Annotated in this window: 14 protein-coding genes; 6 read left to right on the top strand and 8 right to left on the bottom strand. The window is 68.2% G+C overall.

Annotated features, from left to right (window positions below; genetic code table 11):
• The first annotated feature begins 84 nt into the window (after positions 1–84).
• The 3 genes from ACFY1S_RS23485 to ACFY1S_RS23475 all read left to right on the top strand — a co-directional run bounded on the left by ACFY1S_RS23485 (position 85) and on the right by ACFY1S_RS23475 (position 3,414).
• The gene (locus tag ACFY1S_RS23485) at positions 85–615 is read left to right on the top strand and encodes a MarR family winged helix-turn-helix transcriptional regulator (protein ID WP_279519551.1); all 531 of its coding nucleotides are present in this window, start codon (positions 85–87) and stop codon (positions 613–615) included.
• Positions 612–2,009, top strand: coding sequence for an APC family permease (locus ACFY1S_RS23480; protein WP_387121807.1), 1,398 nt, complete (start codon positions 612–614; stop codon positions 2,007–2,009). Before ACFY1S_RS23485 ends, ACFY1S_RS23480 begins: the two co-directional genes overlap by 4 nt.
• A 76-nt stretch (positions 2,010–2,085) precedes the next feature.
• A complete protein-coding gene (locus ACFY1S_RS23475; protein ID WP_387121804.1) occupies positions 2,086–3,414 on the top strand; it encodes an MFS transporter in 1,329 nt (442 codons plus the stop codon).
• A gap of 744 nt (positions 3,415–4,158) precedes the next feature.
• On the opposite strand, the gene ACFY1S_RS23470 is transcribed toward ACFY1S_RS23475, so the two are convergent.
• On the bottom strand, positions 4,159–4,536 hold the full coding sequence (locus tag ACFY1S_RS23470) for an Lsr2 family protein (protein WP_387121801.1): 378 nt from the start codon (positions 4,534–4,536) through the stop codon (positions 4,159–4,161).
• Between the two features lie 403 nt (positions 4,537–4,939).
• On the opposite strand from ACFY1S_RS23470, the gene ACFY1S_RS23465 reads away from it, so the two are divergent.
• From ACFY1S_RS23465 to ACFY1S_RS23455, 3 genes are all read left to right on the top strand, one after another.
• Positions 4,940–7,789 carry an NACHT domain-containing protein gene (locus ACFY1S_RS23465; protein ID WP_387121798.1) on the top strand — a complete coding sequence of 950 codons (2,850 nt, stop codon included), beginning with the start codon at positions 4,940–4,942 and terminating at the stop codon, positions 7,787–7,789.
• A 345-nt stretch (positions 7,790–8,134) separates the two neighbouring features.
• Positions 8,135–9,253, top strand: coding sequence for a PIN domain-containing protein (locus tag ACFY1S_RS23460; RefSeq protein WP_387121795.1), 1,119 nt, complete (start codon positions 8,135–8,137; stop codon positions 9,251–9,253).
• A 148-nt stretch (positions 9,254–9,401) separates the two neighbouring features.
• Positions 9,402–9,833, top strand: a complete 432-nt coding sequence (locus tag ACFY1S_RS23455) for a hypothetical protein (protein WP_387121792.1) — start codon at positions 9,402–9,404, stop codon at positions 9,831–9,833.
• A gap of 142 nt (positions 9,834–9,975) precedes the next feature.
• Here the strand turns inward: ACFY1S_RS23455 and ACFY1S_RS23450 are convergent, their stop codons facing one another.
• The 7 genes from ACFY1S_RS23450 to ACFY1S_RS23420 all read right to left on the bottom strand — a co-directional run bounded on the left by ACFY1S_RS23450 (position 9,976) and on the right by ACFY1S_RS23420 (position 19,826).
• Positions 9,976–11,037 (bottom strand): hypothetical protein, encoded by a 1,062-nt coding sequence (locus ACFY1S_RS23450; protein ID WP_387121789.1) that lies wholly within the window; start codon positions 11,035–11,037, stop codon positions 9,976–9,978.
• Complete coding sequence (mobF, locus tag ACFY1S_RS23445; RefSeq protein WP_387121786.1) at positions 11,037–15,299, bottom strand: MobF family relaxase; 4,263 nt, start codon at positions 15,297–15,299, stop codon at positions 11,037–11,039. Before mobF ends, ACFY1S_RS23450 begins: the two co-directional genes overlap by 1 nt.
• 713 nt (positions 15,300–16,012) lie before the next feature.
• Positions 16,013–16,690 (bottom strand): hypothetical protein, encoded by a 678-nt coding sequence (locus ACFY1S_RS23440; RefSeq protein ID WP_387121783.1) that lies wholly within the window; start codon positions 16,688–16,690, stop codon positions 16,013–16,015.
• A gap of 153 nt (positions 16,691–16,843) precedes the next feature.
• Positions 16,844–17,287, bottom strand: coding sequence for a hypothetical protein (locus ACFY1S_RS23435; protein ID WP_334505369.1), 444 nt, complete (start codon positions 17,285–17,287; stop codon positions 16,844–16,846).
• A 146-nt stretch (positions 17,288–17,433) separates the two neighbouring features.
• Positions 17,434–18,078, bottom strand: coding sequence for a GGDEF domain-containing protein (locus ACFY1S_RS23430; RefSeq protein WP_387121778.1), 645 nt, complete (start codon positions 18,076–18,078; stop codon positions 17,434–17,436).
• A gap of 495 nt (positions 18,079–18,573) precedes the next feature.
• Positions 18,574–19,089 (bottom strand): hypothetical protein, encoded by a 516-nt coding sequence (locus tag ACFY1S_RS23425; RefSeq protein WP_387121775.1) that lies wholly within the window; start codon positions 19,087–19,089, stop codon positions 18,574–18,576.
• A gap of 83 nt (positions 19,090–19,172) precedes the next feature.
• The gene (locus ACFY1S_RS23420) at positions 19,173–19,826 is read right to left on the bottom strand and encodes a hypothetical protein (protein ID WP_387121772.1); all 654 of its coding nucleotides are present in this window, start codon (positions 19,824–19,826) and stop codon (positions 19,173–19,175) included.
• Between the last annotated feature and the right edge of the window lie 124 nt (positions 19,827–19,950).

Below are 19,950 nucleotides of genomic sequence, written 5' to 3'. Positions count from 1 at the left end.
GCCGCCGCAGGACCGCGGCGGGCAGTTCGGCCAACGCCGCAACCGCAAGCCCAACCGGCGCCCAGCACACCGCAGGTGGATGCAATGAGCGCCACCACGGACCGCCGGCCACGTCGAGTCGCGGGCATCTACCGACCACCGGTCAACGCCGCCCGGATGCCGCCACCGCGGCCAGGGCCGCTCGCGCAGCTGGTACGCACCGCCAACACCCTGCGCGCCCAAGTGGAACGCGACGTACTGCGCGACGAGGGACTGACCTGGACCACCTACGACGTGCTCGTGTTGGTGTGTGCGCGCCGCGCGGTCGAAACCCGCACGGCCGCCGCCGAGGTTGGCATCGCCAAGGCCACCTTGACCAACGCGCTCGTGTCGCTCGTCGACCGCGGGTTGGTACGCCGGGACCTCCAAGAGGATGACCGGCGGCGGGTGGTCCTTCGCCCAACTCAAGCCGGCATGGAACTGGCCCGCCGAGTTCAGGGCCCCGTCGAAGCCGAACAAGCACGCCTGTTCAGCGAGCCCGGTATGCCGTCGGGAGACAGCCTGGCCAGGGTTCTGCGGTCCCTCGCCACCCGATCCCGGCAGGACGACGCCACCCAACCGGACGCGACCCGGTGACCGGGCGCATCGGCGTAGCCCGCGGCACCGCCCTGTACGTCGGGGCGGTGCTCGGGCCCGGCGTTCTCGTCCTACCCGCGCTGGCCATGAACGCCGCCGGCCCGGCGTCGCTGCTGGCCTGGGCCGCCATGCTGGCCGTGTCGGTACCGATCGCGGCGGCGTTCGCCGCCCTCGGTATCCGCTACCCCGACGCCGGTGGGGTGGCGACCTTCACCCGACGGGCATTCGGCCCGACGGCCGGAGCAGTTGTTGGATGGTGGTTCTTCACGGCCGTGCCGATGGGCATGGTCGCCGGCGCGATGGCGGGCACGCGGTACGCCGCCACTGTGCTGGGCGTCGGCCCAGGCGGAGCGGCAGGGATCGCCGCCGGCATGCTCGCGGCGGCATACGCGATGAATCTCGTCGGGCTGCACCTGTCCGGCCGCCTGCACCTAGCGCTCACCGGTGGCCTTTGCGCGCTGCTGGCCACGGTGATCCTCGTGTCGGTGCCGCACCTCGACGCCAGCCGGTTCACTCCGTTCGCTCCGCACGGCGTCGCGGGTATCGGTAGCGCCGCTGCGGTGCTCTTCGTCGCGATCTGTGGGTGGGAAGCCGCCGCTCATTTGGCTGGTGAATTCGCGCACCCTCGCCGCCAACTACCGATTGTGGCTGCCGGGAGCCTGAGCATCATCGCGTTGCTCTACGCCGGACTGGCAATCTGTACCGTCGGCGTGCTCGGCGCGTCCGGTGGTCAGAGCGAGGTGCCACTGCTGCGACTACTCGGCCCGCAGGCTGGTGTCGGCTCAACGGCGGCGGCTGCGTTCTGCGCACTGCTGCTGACCTTCGGTGCGTGCTTTACGTTCATCGCCGCTGCGGCCCGCGCCGGCGCGGCCTTGGGTCGCGACGGCGCTTTTCCGGGGTGGTTCGCCGTCACCGGCGTCGACGGTGTTCCCCGGCGCAGCCTCGCGGTCCAGGCAGGCGGCGCGGTGTTGGTCGCTGTCGCGGCGCTGGCCGTACCGACGGTTGTCGACGTGGACCTGCTGATGCGCGTGTTCTCAGTTTTGGTGGCATCAGTCACCCTGCTGGGGCTTGCCGCAGCGGTACGGCTCCTCGGCTCACCACTGATCCGCGGCGGCGCGGCCATCGGCGCGGCTGTCGTTGGCGGGGTCGCCCTATGTGGTGGCCCATTGGTGGTCCTCCCGGCGGCCGTCGCTGCCGCTGCCCTGATCTGGCGGCGACGTCATCCTGCCCCGCGCCATCTGCCGGCCCGAACGCAGCCGGCCCGGCCCACCGCGGCCACACCGTCACGGCGGATGGCGGTGATGGATGTGCAGCCTCGCCGGTCGTACGACGTCCTCAATCCGGGTGCCGGGAGATTTGCGTCCACCCGAAGCCGTCGCGCAAGGAAGCGGTGACGGTCGGCGGCGGCGCCGGCACTTCCCTGGCCGGCGTCGCCGTCTCCTGCCCAGCGTTTGGCAAAGGAGTCCTCTGATGGCCACCACAGTCGAACCCACTGCCGCCTACGCGACCAGTGCGGGCTGGCGCCTGGGGTTCCTCTACGGGCCGGCGATCTACGGCGTTAGCGCCGCGGCCGTCGCCCTGCCCGTCGCCGCCAAAGGGCTGCACTCCGCGCCGGCAACGGCCGTATGGATCCTGACTATCCACGCTCTCGGCCTCGGCGTCGGCGCCGCCGTCGCCGGGCGGGCCACCGACATCTGGGGCCCCCGGCGCGTACTCAGCATTGGGGCGGTGTTGCTGGCGGTGGGTGGGACGATCTGCGCGCTCGCGACCGTTCTCATCGTGGCTGTAGGAGGCCGAGGCGTACTCGCTATGGGATCGGGAGCCATGACCGCCACCGCCCTGACGCTCGCCGCCGGCCGGCCGTCAGCACAGCGGACGGCGGTGCTGGCCCGGCTGGGTGCCGCCATGGCCCTGTCATCTGCCACCGCACCGCTTGCCGGGGCACTGGCCGTCACCGCGTCATGGAGAGCAGCTCTCGTCCTTCCCGCGCTGTCACTTACCGCCATCCCTCTGTGCTGGCCGCTCGCCCAATCCCGACAGGCAATGCCGACCCGGGTCGACTGGATGGGTGCAGCCTTGCTGGCACTCACCGCGGCAGGGCTGCTCCTGACAATTCAGTCCGCCACGTTGCACTTCACGCCGCTGTCCGCTGCCGGTCTTATGGCGGGAACCTGCGTACTCGCGTTCCTTCTCCATCAGCATCGCGGGCGACACCCCAACGGCTTCATCCCCGAGGTGATTAGCCAGCGGCGGTTCCTCTTCGCCGGTCTGAGCGGCGCTGGCATCTACGGTGGGATGTTCGCCTGCGTGTACGCCGTCCCGCAGCTGCTCACCTCCAGCGGATACAGCGCTCGGAGCATCGGTCTGATGCTCTTGCCGGGGGCGATCGTGGCTTCAGTGGCAGCCCGCGTTGCCGGCTACGCAGCGGGTGATCTGACCCGGCGCCGGGTATTGGTCGCCGCACCCATGGTGTTTAGTGCCAGCATGCTGTTCGCCGCCGCGGACCGGCGCCCCGCAACGCTGATGCTCGCAACGACTGCCGGCTTCGCCGCCTTGGCCATCGCGCAAACGAGCGTGACTGCCGCCATCACGGCTCGCGTCGATCCTCGGCAACGAGGTGGCGCGCTCGGCTTGCTGAATCTCATGTTCTTCGTAGGAGGCGCGTTGGGCGCGGCGACGTGTTCGGCCTTATGGCTGCCGTTAGGGCTGCATGCTGCTCTCGCCATCGTCGCGGCGATGCCGGCGCTGGCGGCGGCTGGAGCACGAGCGGTGCTGCGAGAGCCACAGCGGGCAGACTGAGCTATCGTGCGTTACCTCGGGCTCTACGCACTGCAAAAACACCGGCGAGATGCCGTCTCGCCCCTCCGTAGGATCCTGCGCCCCGTGGCTGATCGTCACGATTACCGGGATCGGAGTCGGCATCGTGCTGATGACCCGGCGCGAGCGCGGTCCCGGCACTTCTCACGACGAAGTCGCAGGCGCTCGTCCAAGTGGCTGGCTGACCCAGGCGTAGACCCACGGCGGACCATGGCCGGCGACCGACTCCAGCTCGTACTGTCCGTTCGTGTCGAGGTCGAACAGCTCGCTTCCGTACTCCACCCACAGCCAGCTTTGGTCTATCTGGGCAGGGGGAAGACCATCGTCATCGAGCGGTACGCGAAGAGACCGGCCATCCGCCGGACCACCTACGCACGGTACCTCGACCTTCTCCCACACCTTGCAATCGTCGGCTTCAACGTTGCTCGACGCGGGAGTTTTGAGGATTAGGGGCGGGCAGGGGACCGCACGCCGTGCGGCCCCGTCGCCGACGGTGACTAAGGCATCATGCTCCGCACCGCGCTGGCCGAACTCGGCCCCCACGCGTAGAGGCGACCCCGATGGACGGACTACCGCAGCGGAACGAGTGAGGAGAGCCCTCACCCCTGATCGAGGGGGCACATGGCCTGGCGCTGGACGCTGCGGCGCTCCGTGAACACTGCTCGCCGATTGGCGTGCCGAGTTGCTGCGCGCCGTTGGTCACGCCTTTGCGGTCACGGTGTGAGGTCAGCGGCCTGCTTGCGCGTGATACTGGTCAACGATTTCTACCGGGATCCGCCCACGGTCGGAGATGTTCTTCCCGGCCTTTTTCGCCCAGTCCCGGATCGCTCGGTTCTGCTCCGGATCGGTGGTGTTGGCTCCCCGTCGTCCCCCGTTCGCGCCTGCCGCGGCCCGGGTGGCCCGCCGGCCGTCGCCGACCGAGACTGCCCGGCCGATCTTGCTGCCTTTGCTCACGTAAGGGGCGAGGACGTCACGCAGCTGCTTGGCGTTGGCGTCTGACAGGTCGATCTCGTACTGGACCCCGTCAAGGGCAAACGTGACAGTCTCGTCGGCGTCTCCACCGGTCAGGTCGTCGAGCAGTTTATGAATGATTCGCCGAGCCACGTTACTGCTCCTCTAAGCCGATCCAAGTCCTAACGGTACTGCAGAGTAACCCGTTTGGGTCAATTGTAAAAGGCTTGGTGTGGCAAGCGCGCTGGTTAACCGAATTCAGGGTGTTGGAGCATAGAAGTAGTGGTGTCCCCTGGCACCCATTGCTGTCGCAGGGTAGGGGCGGAGTTGCTGATTGTCTCTGTGATGGGTTGAGAGCTGGCACTGCTGCCGGCTCCCTCTGCTGTGGAAACTTCACTGCTGGGTGGGCTTACCGGGGTTCGGGTTTTCGGTAACACTTCGGCGGAGCAGGAGGGCGAGGACCGGCGGCTGCCTGGCCTGGCGCACTGCCCGCGTAGGCTGCCTCCGGGACTGAGGCAGCCTGCTCAGGGTTACAGGGTGGTCGAGAAGGTGTGATGTGAGCGACGACTTGGAGAAGTTGGGTCCAACAGGCTTCCAGGACCTTGCGGCGAGCCTGGCGGTCGCTTCCTTCGGACCGGGTGTCCAGGTGATGGGCTCGGGCCGGGACGGGGGGCGGGACCTGTACCACCGGGGTCCGCTCATCTGGAAGCCGACGGAGGATCAGCCTGCCGAGGTGTGGGAGGGGTACACCGTCCTGCAGGTGAAGCATCGGGCTACCCGCTCGGCCAGCCACAAAGAGAATGCGGTCTGGCTGTGGGGGCACGTCCGCGACGAGCTCGATGACTGGGCCAACCCCTACGGAGATCGCAATCCGGTTCCCGATTTTCTGATCATCATCACGAACGTGATGCTCACGCCGTTTCCGCAGGTCGGCGGCCATGACTTTCTCAACGAGAACGTCAAGCGCTATCTGGAGCGCCTCGCCGACAACAGTCGGGAGGTCGATTCCGAAGCCATAAAGGAGCGGATTGCGCGCCTGGCGAGGCTGAAGCGCATCAAGAAGGTGCGTATCTGGGACGGCAACCAGATCCAGGCCATGCTCAGGGTGCACCCGGGCGTCCGCAATGCGTTTCCGGGGTTCCTCACCGCCGGCGACGTGTTCGCCGCGTTGGCACAGCTCACCGACAGCGTGCCGCCGAAGGACCTCGAAGAAGGGCTCCGGGAGCACGCCAAGACCACGCTCATGGGCGAGGGTTTCATCTACTTCGACGAGGCGGGCAGTGGTGACGGTCAGGGGATTCCCGTCCACGAGGTGGCCATCGACCTGCCCATCACCTTCGCCGCTGGCGCGCGGCGTGCAAGCGTGGTGCAGTACGTGCTCGACCGCGCCGAACATGTGCTCGCTCCCGGCGTCACCACCCAGGAGGCGCCCCGGCACTTGATCGTCACCGGCGCGCCCGGCAACGGCAAGACGACGATTTCCAAGTTCCTCGTCCAGGTGTTCCGAGCGGCCTTGCTCGAACAAGCCGACGACCTCAGCGACGGGCACCGCGACGTCATCAGGGGCACTGCGGCAGCCCTGAAGCGCTTTGGCCGTGAGCTGCCAAAGAACCGCCGATGGCCGATGCGCGTCGACCTGGCCCTGTACGCCCAGGAAGGAGGACTCAGCGACGACTCGACTCTGCTTCGGTGGATCGCCCACAAGGTTTCGCGCCGCTCCGATATGGGAGAGGTTAAGCCGTGGGCGCTGAAAACCTGGATGCAGAAGTGGCCTTGGCTGCTCGTCCTAGACGGCTTGGACGAAGTCACCGAACCGGCCGTGCGCAAGCGCCTAATCGAGCGCGTCACCGAGTTCGTCAACACCGCTGAGGCCGACAACTGCGACGTGCTGGTTGTTCTCACCACTCGCCCGGTCGGCTACACCGAGAACATCGCACCAGCGCACTTCGAACGGATCGACCTCGACTTCCTCGAACTACCCGAGGCCGTCCGCTACGGCAAGCTCGCGACCAAGGTGCGCCTTCGCACGGACCTCGACCGCATCGAACGAGTGCTCACACGCCTGTATAAGGCCGCGGAGGACGAGGCGCTACAACATCTGCTGAGGACCCCGCTGCAAGTCCTGATCCTGACCATCATCATCGATGGCGCCGGCCAGCTGGCTCCTGACCGCTACAGCCTCTTCCGCGGCTACTATGACGCCGTCTTTAGGCGAGAACGTGATAAGCCGGGTGGGTTGCACAGGATGCTGCAGGAGTTCGGCCAGCAGATCCAGCAACTACACGAGCGGGTTGGCTTCGAGCTGCAGGTGCGCGCCGAGACGGGCGACCGTTCCTACGCCAGCCTCACGGCAGCCGAGCTGCGGCAGATCGCGTGGCAGGTCCTCGACGAAGCAGGGTTCAAGCCATCGGGCAAAGACGCCCCCCTGCTCGACAAGATCTTCGACGCCGCCACCAAACGGCTGGTCCTGATCGCGCCTCGCGGCACGGAGGGTTACGGCTTCGATGTCCGCTCCCTGCAAGAACTCATGGCAGCCATGCACCTGACCACGGGGCTGCTCGACGACGTCCTTCAACGCCTCCGCTCCTCGGCCGCCAGCCCGTACTGGCGGAACACCTGGCTGTTCGCAGCGGGCCAGCTCTTCTCCACTCCTCAGCCGCATCAACACGACGCCCTGGTCCGTCTCGTCGAGACCATCGACGACCAGGACGCCGACTACCGCCTCGGCCAGGCCGTACCCATCGGTCCGCGGCTTGCGCTGGACATCATCGACGACGGCATGGCCCGCTCCTACCCCAGGTGGCGCGACCGGCTCGTCGCACACGGTTTGAAGGTTCTGACAGAGCCCAACCCGCCAGATCTCTCTCCGATCACCAAATGTCTGGTGCGCTTCGCTAGCACGGGCGACGACCAGCGCGCGGCAGTGGCAGAGGGACTGCGGGCCTCGCTGGTAGGGACGTCCACGACGCGAGAGACGGCAGCGGCACTTCAACAGCTGGTTCCGGCGATCGTCGAAGAGATCCGCGCGCACAGCAGCGTGCGCGGCCTCGCTGGTGTTAGGAGGCACCCGGACGCGGTGCTCCAGCCCGACCCGGCGAGGGGTTGGGAAGACTTCGAAGTCGAAATCCTCACTAATCCATGTACCGGCGAAGAAGCGGACCTATTGCACGCCGCCGCCGCTGCGCTTCGCCACATCGCCGCGAACGGCGGCAGGCCGGAGGACGCTGCCGTCATTCAGCGAGCGCTGGAGGTAGAGCCAGTGGCGGCAGGACTTGCAGCGGCTCTGGTGCACGTGATCGGCCATGAGCGGCTGCTTGTCGAGAACCTTCGAGATGGTGTTGTGCCAGCCGTGCATCGTCGTCTTATTGGTGAACAGTTGCGCTCGATGTCGGTCGGAGGAGCTTAGCCAGCGGCGTCCGTGAGAGGGCTGCGGTCCAGGGCAGCCCGGTCACCAACGCAGTCGCCGTCCACCGCCACGCGACCCGCCCGCAGACGGCTTGCGGGCTGAAAGCGCGGTGTGGGCAGCGTCGTGCCGGGGCGAGGACTCGCAGGGTTGCCGCTCGGTGCTGTCGCGCGTTGCCGTGCGGCGTGAATCCGGTTGTCACCGACGGAAGGATGACGGCATGAACTCTGCTCTCAAGTCGACGCCGAGGCAGTCTCGGCGAGCTTCCCGCAACTCCGGCGAGGTGCTGGGGCAGTGATTGCTACGCCAGCCGATCCACACCCCGTGGCGCACGGCGATGCTGTCCGCATGATTCTCAGACAGGCTCACCACAGAAACTCGGCGAGCCCGGTGAGCACCCCCGACGAGCGCGGTAGGTTCGCACCGGCCATGCTGCCCGAGGTCTTCCCGGTCGTGGTCGATGCCAATGCTCTGCGCGACGACCTGCTACGAGTGGCCGCCGGCAAGGGCCGCACGCTCATGCTAAACGCCGCCAACAGCGGCGTGTTGCGCCTCTTCTGCGCGACGCACGTTGTGGAGGAGGTCGAAAAGCACCTTGAAAGGTGGTCGGCCCAGAAGAGGCTCGAACCTGCTGCGGTTCGTGCGGCCTGGCGCGGCGACGTGGCGCCGTTGTTGCGGTGTGTTCAGGTACCCGATGGGTTGACGACCGCTGTCGAGCAACGGCGTCTGGACATCCTGGCTCAGCCCTCCCACGTCGGCGACTACTGCGACCCCGATGACGTCCCCACCGCGACCTTGGCGATCCTGCTCAATGCGGCGCTGTTGAGCAGAGACAGAGCGCCACTGCGAGCCGTGTACGGCGAACAGCACGACCATCTGGCCCACGCACAGTGGCTGAACGAGTTGCGTGCCGTGGGCGATCTCGGCCCCCTCGGAGGGCTGATTGGCGCACTCAACGCACTTCTCGGTCTGGCAGCCGAGGGCTTGTTCCATGGAGTCTTCGCCACGGCGCGGCGGGTGCCTTGGCCGTGGCTCTTGGTCGGTGCATTGGCTACGGCCGGCACGATCCGCTACTTCGTTGCACCGGAGACCCGGCGCAGGTTGCAGACGGTGTTGGGCACGGGCCTGTCGCGCGTCTCTGCGGCCGTGGCTGAGGTCTTGGCGCACCGGGAGGACGCGAAGCGTCAGTTCGCAACGCTCCTGCCAGTCCAGCCAGCCTGGACCGAGATCACGGAGGACCGCAACCCTGCAGCTACGTTGACCAGAGCGTGTCTTCACCACTTGGCGCGAAGCCCTCAGAGCGACAGGAGCGCGAAGGAATTGGCCGAACTGCTGCGGCGAACCGGTGACGTTGCCGCTGGCGAGACGAAGGTAAGGGCCATTCTCCGCAGCGTGGCCGCCTTCAGCGAGCCGTGTCGAGGGCGCTTCCAGGTTGGAGGTGTCGTCAGCCCGCCGGACGTCGGTTAGCACCATGCGCGCGGCGACTGTCAGCCGACCGCAGGCCACTGTCGAAACCTTGATCGAAAGTCGGTGCATGGATCCTTCGTCTGCAGTAGCGCCCGTGCCATGGCGAGGGCTTGAGGCGCAAGCTCGGGTGCGGATCGGTGGAGTGGGCATGGTGCTGACCGCGGAGATCCTCGACGGCCCACAACACCCGGTTGAGGTCCGGTTCGTGGCCTTGGCGGATGTGGCGCGGATCGCGCACCTTCGACTGTCGGCAGCAGCGAAGCCTGCGCTTGCCGTCCCTGGCGGCCTGCCGGCCGGGTCCGTTCTTGACGTGTTCACGGTCGAGGGCTTCCGCAGGTTAGGTGTCGCCCGCTCGCTGTGGTCTCTCGCGTGTGACACCGCGGACACCGAGCATTGGGCCTTCCAGCCTCGGCACTCTGCGTCGCGCACTCTTGAGGGAGAGCGGTATGCGAAGGCAGTCGGTGGCTTTGTTCCGCCGCTGGCCGGCGGTCGTTACGTTGAATGTTCGGATGTTGTCGACCCGTCGAGCGCTCTCTGGCGCGGTCGTTTGCATCTGGACTCGGAGGCCGCCCGAGGTTAGGCATTGTCAGCAAGCAGCTGATGCTCCGCACCGCCTGTGAGTTGCTTTGAGAGCGGTCGTCTGGTCAATGCGCACGGCGGCAGTCGAGCAGCCACCCATGGCCGGTCGACCTGCGCGCGGCGGTCGGCTTGAGCAGCTGAAATCAATCGTCAATCTCGCGATGGTGCGACACGCCGACATCGTTCTGTTCGGCGCCCTCGGCGCGGGGAGCGGGTGGCCGTGCGGATTCGCTGGCTGGTCGCGGAAGGATGTGGTTGACGGTGTCGCTGATTTGTTCGACGCGCTTGGCGATCTGCTGGACGTAGCCGAGCACTTCACGGGTCAGTTGGTTAGCAGGTGCCCTTGCGTGCTCGGCTTGCGTGATAAGGCTGTTCAGGATTGCGCCGACCTGGTGATCGGCTGGCGAGGCGGAGTACAATGCGGGTGAGGACATGGTCTGGGCTCTTTGGCTCAGGTTGTGGGGGTCGCGTTCGCCATCTGGTGGAGCGGCCCCACTCGCGTTTAGGTGAAGTTCGGCGCCGGTGCTGGCTTCGAGGATGGTGGCGACGTCGCTGATTCGGTTCCACCATTGCGGTTCGTCGGTGCGGATGGCGCGGCCTGCGGACCATGCGACGGCGTCGGCCATCCAGAGTCCGGGGTCGTTTCGGCCTTCGACGTGGATGAGTCGCATGCGGTGGCTGATGGCCCCTTGGTCGAGGAGTCGGCGGTAGGCCCGGATGTCGTTGCGGTCGATGCTGGGCAGCCGGCTGCCGGTTTCCCGGGCGTCGCGCCACTCTGCGGGACTGCCCCGCGTTTCCAGGTATACGTCGCGGACTCGCTGCCCGTTGAGGTGGCGCAGGAGCCGCTCCAGGCTGAGCTGTCGGGCGTGTTCGCGTTGGCCCTCTAGGTGTGCGTGTAGGTGGCGTGGGTTGTTCGGTACGGCGGCCAGGTTGCCTGGGTTGATGGGTACTTGGGCGGAGACGACGGACCAGCCGGCGTGTTCGGCGACAACGTCGAGCATCGCTTCGATCACGCCGACGTGCCCGCGGTGGTACAGCGCCGTGGAGTGGTAGCCGTCGTGGATGCCGGTGGCTTCTTTCGCGGCGGTCTCAGCGTCGGGGACGGTGTCGTGGTCGATGATGACGGCGGCTATCAGGTAGGCGCCCGGTGAGTTGCGTTGCTGAAACCAGGACTCGTCGACGAACGCGCTTGGGTGAGTGGCCATCAGTCAATCTCCGCTTGCTCTGAGGTCCCCAGGTCGGGGGCGGTGGTGTGTTCCCGGGCGGCGGTGGCGTGCTGGGGCAGGCCCTCGGCGATGGGTGTGGTGTGCGGATGCGGCCGAGTTTCGTCGATGGCCCGGACCCGCGCGGTGGTGGTGGCGACGGCGTCGGCCAGGGTGGTCCGGCGGGTGGTGGTGCGGCGGGCTTGTTCGGCTGCGGCGGCGAGTCCGGCGTAGCGGCTGGGCAGGGCGCTGGTGTACCAGCGACTCCATGTGCGGTGCCGGGACTCAAGGTCACCGACCCGCGCCTGGTGCTGGTCGATGACCTCGCGCAAGGTGGCCAGCTCCGCGCCCAAACTGGCGGCCCGGCCGGTGGCGGCATCGACCCGTTGTTGGGTTGCGCGTTGGGCGGTGAGGATCCGGGTGCGCGATGGCCCGCGTTGCCACCAGCGGGGGCGCAGTTGCCGGGCGTGGGCGGCGGCGCGTTGGCCGGCGGCGTCGACGGCGGTGAGGAGGAGTGAGAGGTCGTGGTGGTGCTGCTCGGCGTCGGTGAGGGTGAGGTGCGCGTCGCGCAGCTGGTCGGCGACGTAGGGCGGCGCGGCGGCGTCGGCGGTGCGTTGCGCGGTGATGAGTCGCGCGAGTTCTTGGTCGTCGGTGGTGGTGAGGCGGCCGGCGAGGGTGGCGGCGCCGAGGACGACGCGGGCGCGGTGCCAAGCGTTCCAGCGGGCGATGTCACCGCTGGAGGGCTCCGGTCCGATCGGGTGGTCGCTAGTGAGCTGGTACCGGTCCCGGTAGGTGGTAACGACCTCGGCGCGGGCTAGCCATTGGTCGCGGCCGGCCGCGTCGCTGGGGACGTCGCCTAGAGTGCGGGCCCAGGCGGGCTGCTGTTCGGCGGCGATGTCGGCCAGGGCGCGGACGCGGCGGTCGCAGATGCCGGCGACCTGGCGCAGGGCGTCTCCGATGTCGCCGGTGAGGTCGGTGGGCATGCGGTCGGTGTAGGTCGCGGCGAGCTCTGGTGTGGTGGCGATGGTGGGGTCGGCGGTGGCGCGGCCGATGATGCGGTCGATGCGCCAGGACAGCACTGCGGCGATGTCGTCGGCGGAGTCAATTTCGCGGGGTCGGATGGCGCGGCGCAGCACGTCGGTGGGGTCGTGGCCGGCTTCGCGCAGGGTGGTGAGGCGGGCGATGAGCGCGGGCAGCGCGAGGTCTTGGGCGAGCCGGTCGGCCAGCTGCGGGCCGCTGATCTGCCGGACGATGGCGAGGTATTGGGGGATGCGGGCGCGGGCGGACAGGTCGTCGTAGATCGGTGTCCAGGTGTGCAGCGCGTCGACGTCGGCCCAGAGGTGCTGTTCGGTTTCGGTGGCGGAGCGGTCGGGTGTGGCGCGACGCATGATGTCGGCCAGGACCGCGACGCGGGCAGTGGGCGGCTGCGGCGGGGTTCCTTCAAGGCGTACGTCGTCGGTGACGACGTACGCCTCGTTGAGGCTGGTTCCGCGGGTGAGCATGACGTAGAGGCGGGCCAGGGAGGTGTTGTCGTCGACGAGCGCGCGGGCGGTGTGCACGGTCTGGCCTTGGACGGAGTCGACGGTGAGGGCGTAGGCGAGTTGGACGTGCTGTGCGACGTACGCGGCGGGCAGCATGGCGGTCGCGGTGGTGCGCAGGTTGGTGACCTGCACCTGGCCCGTGCTGGTGATGGCGTCGACGCGCCATTGGTCGCGGTTCGCGACGTACGTGCCGCCGGCGCTGATACGTCGGTCGTTGCGGCGGGTGACGATGATGTCGCCGACGCCGGCTGAGTTGCCGTCGCGCAGCCGCACGGCGGGCCCCGCTTGGACGAGGCCGGCGTGGATGAGGATGTCGCGGGCGCGGCGGGCGATGTCGGCGGCTTCGTCGGCGGTTTCGACGAGGATCATGCTGCGGTGCTCGGTGGTCATGTCGGCGGCCCACCGGTCGAGCATCTGGCCGATGAGGTGCTGGCGGTGACCGCCGATGAGGCGTCCTCGGCGGTCGTATTCGGCCAGGACGGTGAGGTCGCCGCCGCGCAGCCGCAGCGACGCTGCTCCTTCCCACGGCTGGGTGAACCGGCGGACCTGGGAGAGGTGGGTGGTGGTGCCGAGGCTCTGGAGGTAGCGGAACAGGCCGCCGGGCCCGATCGCGGAAATCTGTTCGGGGTCACCGACGAGGATGAGTTTGCCGTTGACCTTGTCGAGGTGGGTGACGAGGCGGGCGAGGTCGTGGCTGGAGACCTGTGATGCCTCGTCGATGATGACCCATTGCCCGGGTCGGAACTGCCAGTCGGCGGCGGTGGTGCCGGGTGGCGGCCGGTGTTGGGCGTGTAGCCATCGGGCGATGTTCTCGGTCCGCAGCGCCTGTCCGGGCGCGGCGGTGGCGTCGGCGAGCAGCTGGGCTGCGGACTGTCCGACGGTGAGGCCGATCACCGGCACACCGGTCTCGCGGGCGGCGGTGACGACGGCTCGTTGCAGGTAGGTCTTGCCGGTGCCGGCGGGCCCGACAACGCCGGTGACCCGCCGGTCGTCGCCGACGAGCCAGCGCAGCGCCGTCTCCTGCTCGGGAGACAACCGCAGGGTCGCTGTCGCGGAGGTGATTGCTGCCTCTGGGGCGGGGATGGCTCCGCGGCGGCCGGCGTAGGTGAGGACTTCCTTCTCGGCGGCGAGGACCGTGTGGGTGGTCATCTGCAGTTCGCGGTGCCGGGTGTATTCGCTGTGCCGGTCGCTGCCGCGCAGCAGGCTCGGTCCCCACTGCACGAGCGCTGGCGGTGTGAGAACGCGCAGCCCGCCCAGACCTTCGGTGATGGCTTTCCCGGCGAGGTTCTGCACCCGTTGCCAGTCGGCCTGTGGTGACTGGCCGGGAGTGATGTCGAGGACTCGGCCGATGGCCAGTTCGAGGTGTTCGCGGCCGAACACGGCCCGCTCCTGGCCGAGGGTGCGCACGGCGCGAGCGAGCGCAAGGCGCACGTCGGCACGCACGGCCGCGTCGACGACGCGGTCGTGATCGGCGGTGGGGACACCGAGCTGCGCGGCGACCGCATGGAGAGCGGTTTCGTCGACGCCGCCGGGGTGTAGTCGGTACGCGCGGCGAAGCACCCGCCGCGCGGTGACGGCGGTGTCATTACGGGCAGCACCGGTGAGGACGGCACGTACTTGCCCGGTGGTGTCGAGTCGTGCGGCGCGGTCCTCGGCCTGCCAGCGTTGTACGGCCTGGTGGGTGGACTCGGCGCCCTTGTGCGGCCGGCGGGTCCGCAACGTCGCGTCCTGCGCGCGGCGCCGCCACTGCGCGGCCACTGATCGGGTTGCCGGGCCCTGCCGGTCGACGCGGCGGTTCATCTCCTCGGTGATCGCGCCCCGCCGCTTGCCGTAGTGGCGCAGCGAGGCCTCGCTGAAACCGCCGATCTCGCGAATCCCGGAGTCATCCCGCGGGGCGAAGCTCACCCCGAGGCGGCGGTGAAGTTCGACTTCCACCGCGCGTTCGTACGCGACCCGGGCGCCGATCGAAGCGCGGTAGAAGGCCTTGCCGTCGAGGGCCAGCCACTGCGGATCGCCGTCCGGGGTCACCGTCTTGACCTTGCTGGAGACGACGACGTGCGAATGCAGCTGCGGGTCACGCTCGCGGCTCATCCGGTGGTCGAAGACCAGCGCCGCCAAACCCGCGGTGTCGAGTTGCCGGACACCGCCCGCGCCAGCGCGGGCGAACGCACCGTGGCGCTGGAGATGATCGAGCAACGACCGCACACCGGCGTGATGGGCAGCCACGACGTCCTGCTTGACCGCGTCGTCGCCGAACGCCCACAAGAGCGATACGGACTTAACCGGGGAGACAGTGACGTCGTATGCGGATACGGCACGCCGCTCGGGCGCGTTCATGATGTCGTGCCATACCTTGTCGCGCTGCTCCACAGTGGCATCGGCGGGCAAGTGGGCCAGGGCCCGCTGGACTGCCTTCTCGCGGTACTCGTCGGTCATCGGCGTGTAGATCCGCCATTTCTGCCCGAGCCGATAACCGGCGCTCGGGTGCCGTCCTTGGCCGATGAGATACCGCATTTGCCGTTCGTTGACCCAGCCGCCGACGCCAAGGACGGCGGCGCCGTCGCCGGCCCACCAGCCAGGGCTCTCCCCTCGCGCGGTGTGGTTGATGTAGTAGGGCGTCGGCCCCCCATCGCCCAGTGGGCGCAGGTCATGGCGGCCGGCGGCGACCTGCTCGATGAGGTAGCGGTAGCCGTCGCCGGGCGAGATGCGCGTGACGGACAACATGTCTCGACCGTAGAAGATCAACTATTCGAACAGTGCCGGAGAATGCAAGGGGGTGTGTCCCCCGTAAGCGAGCAAGAAACGATGCGGTAGCCGTTTAGGCAGGCCACAGAGTGCGTGGCTGAGGATGAACGGTCGGCCGGGGAAGATGACGAATTGCGGCCAGCATCGAACGAACAGGCGAATTGGTGTGGCGTGTGATCTGGTGAGCTGCCGGGAGCGGTCGCTACGGTCGGGGAATGGCGAGTAAAACGGGGAATGATGCGACTTTGGCGCTGCGGCGGCGGCAGGAATTGGAGCTGCGCGCGGTGCGGGCGGTCGAGAAGGCTGCCGGGACGGTCCAGGACGCTCAGCGGCGTCGGCGTGAGGCTGTCGCGCGGCTGGATCAGGAGGTCGGCGCGGCTGCGGCGGCGCATGGGTTGGCCGTGGCGGTCCTGGCGACCTTGCTGCGCGATGACCGCCTAGCGGCGGACCTGACCGGGGTGGACCTGGCGCGGGTGCGTGCGTATCGGCGTGGCGCGGATGGGGCTGCGGTGCGGGCTCGGCTTGCTGAGTTGGGCGAGGTGGTGCCTCGTCGTCGGCGTACGGCTGTCCCTGTGCCCGGAAATGCGGGGCCGGCTTCGGCTGGTGATGTCGCGCGCGGCGCTCCGTCCTGAAGTGGTGAGGCTGGCCGGTTCGGGCGAATGCCCGAACCGGCCAGCGTTGCGGGTGCGTGGTTAGGTCCAGTCGAGTCCGCATCCGGTGCAGACCCGAACCGTCCCTTCGCCTACCCATTCCATGAGTTCGTCGTCAGTGGCGGCGCAGTGCTCGGGGATGGCGGCGGGCCAGTTTCCTTGGATGACCAGATGGCCGGGGTAGACCCATCCTCGGGTCTGGCTGCCGTGGAACATGACGGGCGGCCCGGGGTGCGGGTCGATTAGCGGGAGCGTGGTGCGGTGGCGCAGGCCGGTGCCGGTGAGGTCGGTCGGGGCTGCCGGCGGTAGCTTCCTGTGCACGGCGCGGCGGTACTGGGTGAAGTCCTTGAAGGTGGGCGCGGCCAGTTCCGCGCGATCGATGAGCGCGAGCGCTTCGTATGGCTCGGCGGCCTTGTGGTGGTGAAATGCGGCGCGTAGGTAGGCGTCAGCCCGTGCTATGCGGGCGGCCTCGCGGTTGACGCGCTCAGCGAAGGTGACGCGAGGCGCGGTTAGCGTGTCGGGGTTAGCGTCGAGGTGAGCAGCTACGGCGTCCCAAATTGTGGAGCGGCCGTACTTGTCGGTCAGCGTTTGAAGGTGGCCGTCTGCGATGTGACGTGCGGCTTCGTTCTTACCTCCGCCCATTGGACTGCTGTAGTAGTTGGGTGCCCAGTCGTCGCAGGCGTGGGCGATCATGACGAGTTCGGGGCGGGTCAGACTCATGCTGGTGCCTCTCGTGTGCTGGGTGGGTTTGCGCTGTGGGGTACGGCAGCGGGCGACGGGTGCGGACGCCGGCGGCGGCGCGCTCGATGCGCGTCGGGGACGTCTGCGGTGCGGTCGCCCGGCCGCCTTGTCGGCGGCCGGGCGATGCGCGGGTTAGAGGTGCTGACCGAGCAGGCGGCCGGGCTCGCCGGTGGTGACCCATCCGGCGGTGTCTCCGAACAGCCGTCCAGCGCGATGGGCGAGCGTGACGGGGTACACGTCGGGGCGCTGTACGTGGTGCTTGCCGTTCTGCCAGAGGTCGAGCAGCAAGGCGGCCAGTAGCAGCGTGGCGCGCATCCGGCCGGCGTTGCAGGCGTGGCACTGGTGTCGGCGGGCGTACTTGATCAGGGCGACGGTGGCCGCGCGTAGTTCGATGGCGGCGGCGGTGCTGTGGGTGGGTGTCGTGGGCCACGCTGGGGCGTGCTCGCACAGGTGCAGAAAGGTGATGACCTGTGCCATGCGGCGGCGGGCCGCGTCGAGCAGGTGCAGGACGTGTCGCGTGTGGGGGTCGGCGGGAAGGGCCGGGAGCGCGACGGTGGGAGCAGTCAGCGTGGACATCGTGGGACTCCTCGCATGGGGTTTGGTGGGTGTCCGTTAGGGGTTCGCCGTCCCTGTCGAACAGCTATTACTATACCCGGTTCCGGGTGTTGTGTCTATCTGGGTGGCCCGGAACTGTCCGGGGTTCCGGGCCACCCAGGGGTGGGCTAGAAGCGGTAGCGGCGGCGCTGCATCGGGAGCGTTGCCGTGACGGTCGCGCCGATGTTCTGGTGCCACTCCTTGACGCCTCCGCCGCGTCGCTTGGCCGCGTACATGGCGGCGTCTGCCCGCCGGATCAGGTCGACGGCGGTGACGTCGTTGTGGTCCGCGAGGGCGAGCCCGAGGCTCGCATAGCAGCCGAACTGTGTTGCGCCGAGAGTGACGGTTGCCGCGTCGAGCGCCCGGGTGGCGGCCTCGGCGTTGTTTCGGGCGGTGTACATGCCGTCATCGGTGATGATCATGAACTCGTCGCCTCCCATCCGCCCGACCATTGCCCGTGAGAGGTTGAGCGCCGTCAGGGTGTCTGCTACCCGGCAGAGCACGAGGTCCCCGGCGGTGTGGCCGTGCTCGTCGTTGATCTCCTTGAAGCGGTTGAGGTCGAGAAGGGTCACGGCTACCGGGCGGGTTCGGTCGGCGAGCAGGTAGTCAAGGTGCACGAGCAGTGCGCGGCGGTTCGGCAGTCCGGTCAGGGCGTCGTGGTGGGCCTCGTAGCGGGCGGTGACGAGATCGGTGCGGAGCTTCCTGTTGCGCGCGAGAAGCGCGATGCACGACGCGGTGGTGGTTGCGAGCAGGAGCGTGGATGCGGTGCTCATGCGTCTCCTTGGGTTGGGGGTTTGTGTGGTGTGCGGTGGGGGTTCGCCGTCCCCTCCGAACAACTATTACTCTACCCGGTTTAACGTCTCGTGGCTACCCTGTTTGGCCTGTTCGGACATCGGATTCTGTGATCTTGAGAAGTGGATGCCGGCGGGTACGCCGACCACCGTGCGGGGCGCGGTCGTGGCGCGTCCCCCACTTCTTCCGGCGGTGGGGGCGAGTTCACTCGACCCGCGGCGCGCGCAGTGGAGGTCAAGTTCGGGCGCGGGGTTTCGAGGAAAAGATCATGCGGGGTGTGCATGATGTTTTGCGAGCCGCGGCCGGACTTGACCGGAGCGAGCACGTCGCTAGCCTGTTCGGCCCCCACCGAAGGAGAAGGGGTTTTGAGCAGTGCGGCCGCAGGCCGCTTCCGGTTTCCGGTCCGCTAGGACCGGGCCTGAAACCCGGCGGCACCTGACGGCGGCCCAGTGCGGGCCGCCGTCAGGCGACGTTAGCTACTGGTCCGGAGCGGGCGGCCTGATCCGCTGTACCCGCTGCAAGAGTTCAATGGGTATTTCGGCCGCAGGGGTCCGGGTCCGGGGGTCCAAAGCCGTGCGATAGCCGGTCGTCCACAGTAAGCGCCATTCGTGGGCTCTGTGTCCGGGGCGAGCCCCGTGCGGGTCGCCGCCAGATGTGGCGGCGTCCGACGCCTGGGCGCGGTAGTGGGTCATGTGGCCCGCGATCATGGGGCACGCGGTCACGCTGTAGTGAGCGCACTCGGGGTGCATGGCGGGTTCGGTGCTGATGAGCCGTTCAAAGTCGATGGTCCGCATGGCGAAGACACACAGCCGGACCATCTGCTCACCGCAGATCTGGCAGAGTTGGTCGATGAAGGCGGCTTGTAGCCGGGCGGCGTCGATCGCTCCGAAGCGGTAACGGCCGTCGGGCATCTGAACGGTGATCCACGGTACGACCAGGCCGCCGACGGTGGGGCGGTGTCGCAGCCGAACGGGAATGGGGATCTCGGGCATGAGCAGTCTTTCTGGCTGTGGTGGTGCCGGCCGGTGTGCCCGGCCGGCACCGACGAATGGGCTGGGGGTGGGCGTCGCCCGGCCTATCCGGTGATGTCCGCGCCGAAGCGGCGCGACATGTTGTCGAGCGGGACCGCCGTGCGGGTCGTGGTGCCGTCGTAGGCGACGCTGAACGCGTGAAAGACCCCGCCGGTCTCGTCCGGTGTGTGCTCGATGTGCTCGACGTGTTGCCCGCTGAAGGTGATGAGTAGCAGGGCGTGGATCGTGGCGGCGTCGTCCGTGGCCCGCGTCCGCCCGGGGGTGGTTGTGGTGACGACAACCGCGACCGAGAAGATGCCGGTGCGAAACACCCGAAGGTCGCAGCTTGCCGGGGTTCCGCCGCCGCTTAGGTAAATCAGGGTGCCCGTCGCTTCGAGCGGGGCCGGTCCGGGAATCGCTGGCAGCGTGTGTGCCGATCCCGGCTGCTCTCGGGTTCCCTCCCAGACGCGATCCGCCTCAAGGTCGGCGCGCAGCGTGTCGGGGATGACGGCGTAAGGGCGCACTGCCTCGATGATGGTGGCAGGGTCGGTGATGCGCGTTTCCACCCCGAGCCACAGCGGCATGTAGTCGGGGTTGTCCTCGTTCAGCTCGCCCTCATTGATCACCTGGGCGAAGTAGCTGCGTAGCGGGCGATCCCACCCCACAACCACGATGTAGCCGTCCCGGTCGGGGAGGGCGTCGAGCTGATGCCTACTCACGAGAAATCTCCTTGGGGTTTGGTGGCTGTCCTGGTGGGGTTCGCCGTCCCACCTGAACAACTATTACTATACCCGGTTACCTGTCGGGTGTCTACTCGGAAGGACTGAGAAGGAGTGGGGCACC

The sequence above is a fragment of the Micromonospora sp. NPDC000663 genome (assembly GCF_042898105.1).
Classification (GTDB): Bacteria; Actinomycetota; Actinomycetes; order Mycobacteriales; family Micromonosporaceae; genus Micromonospora.
This window is presented reverse-complemented; position numbering and strand designations above follow the sequence as displayed.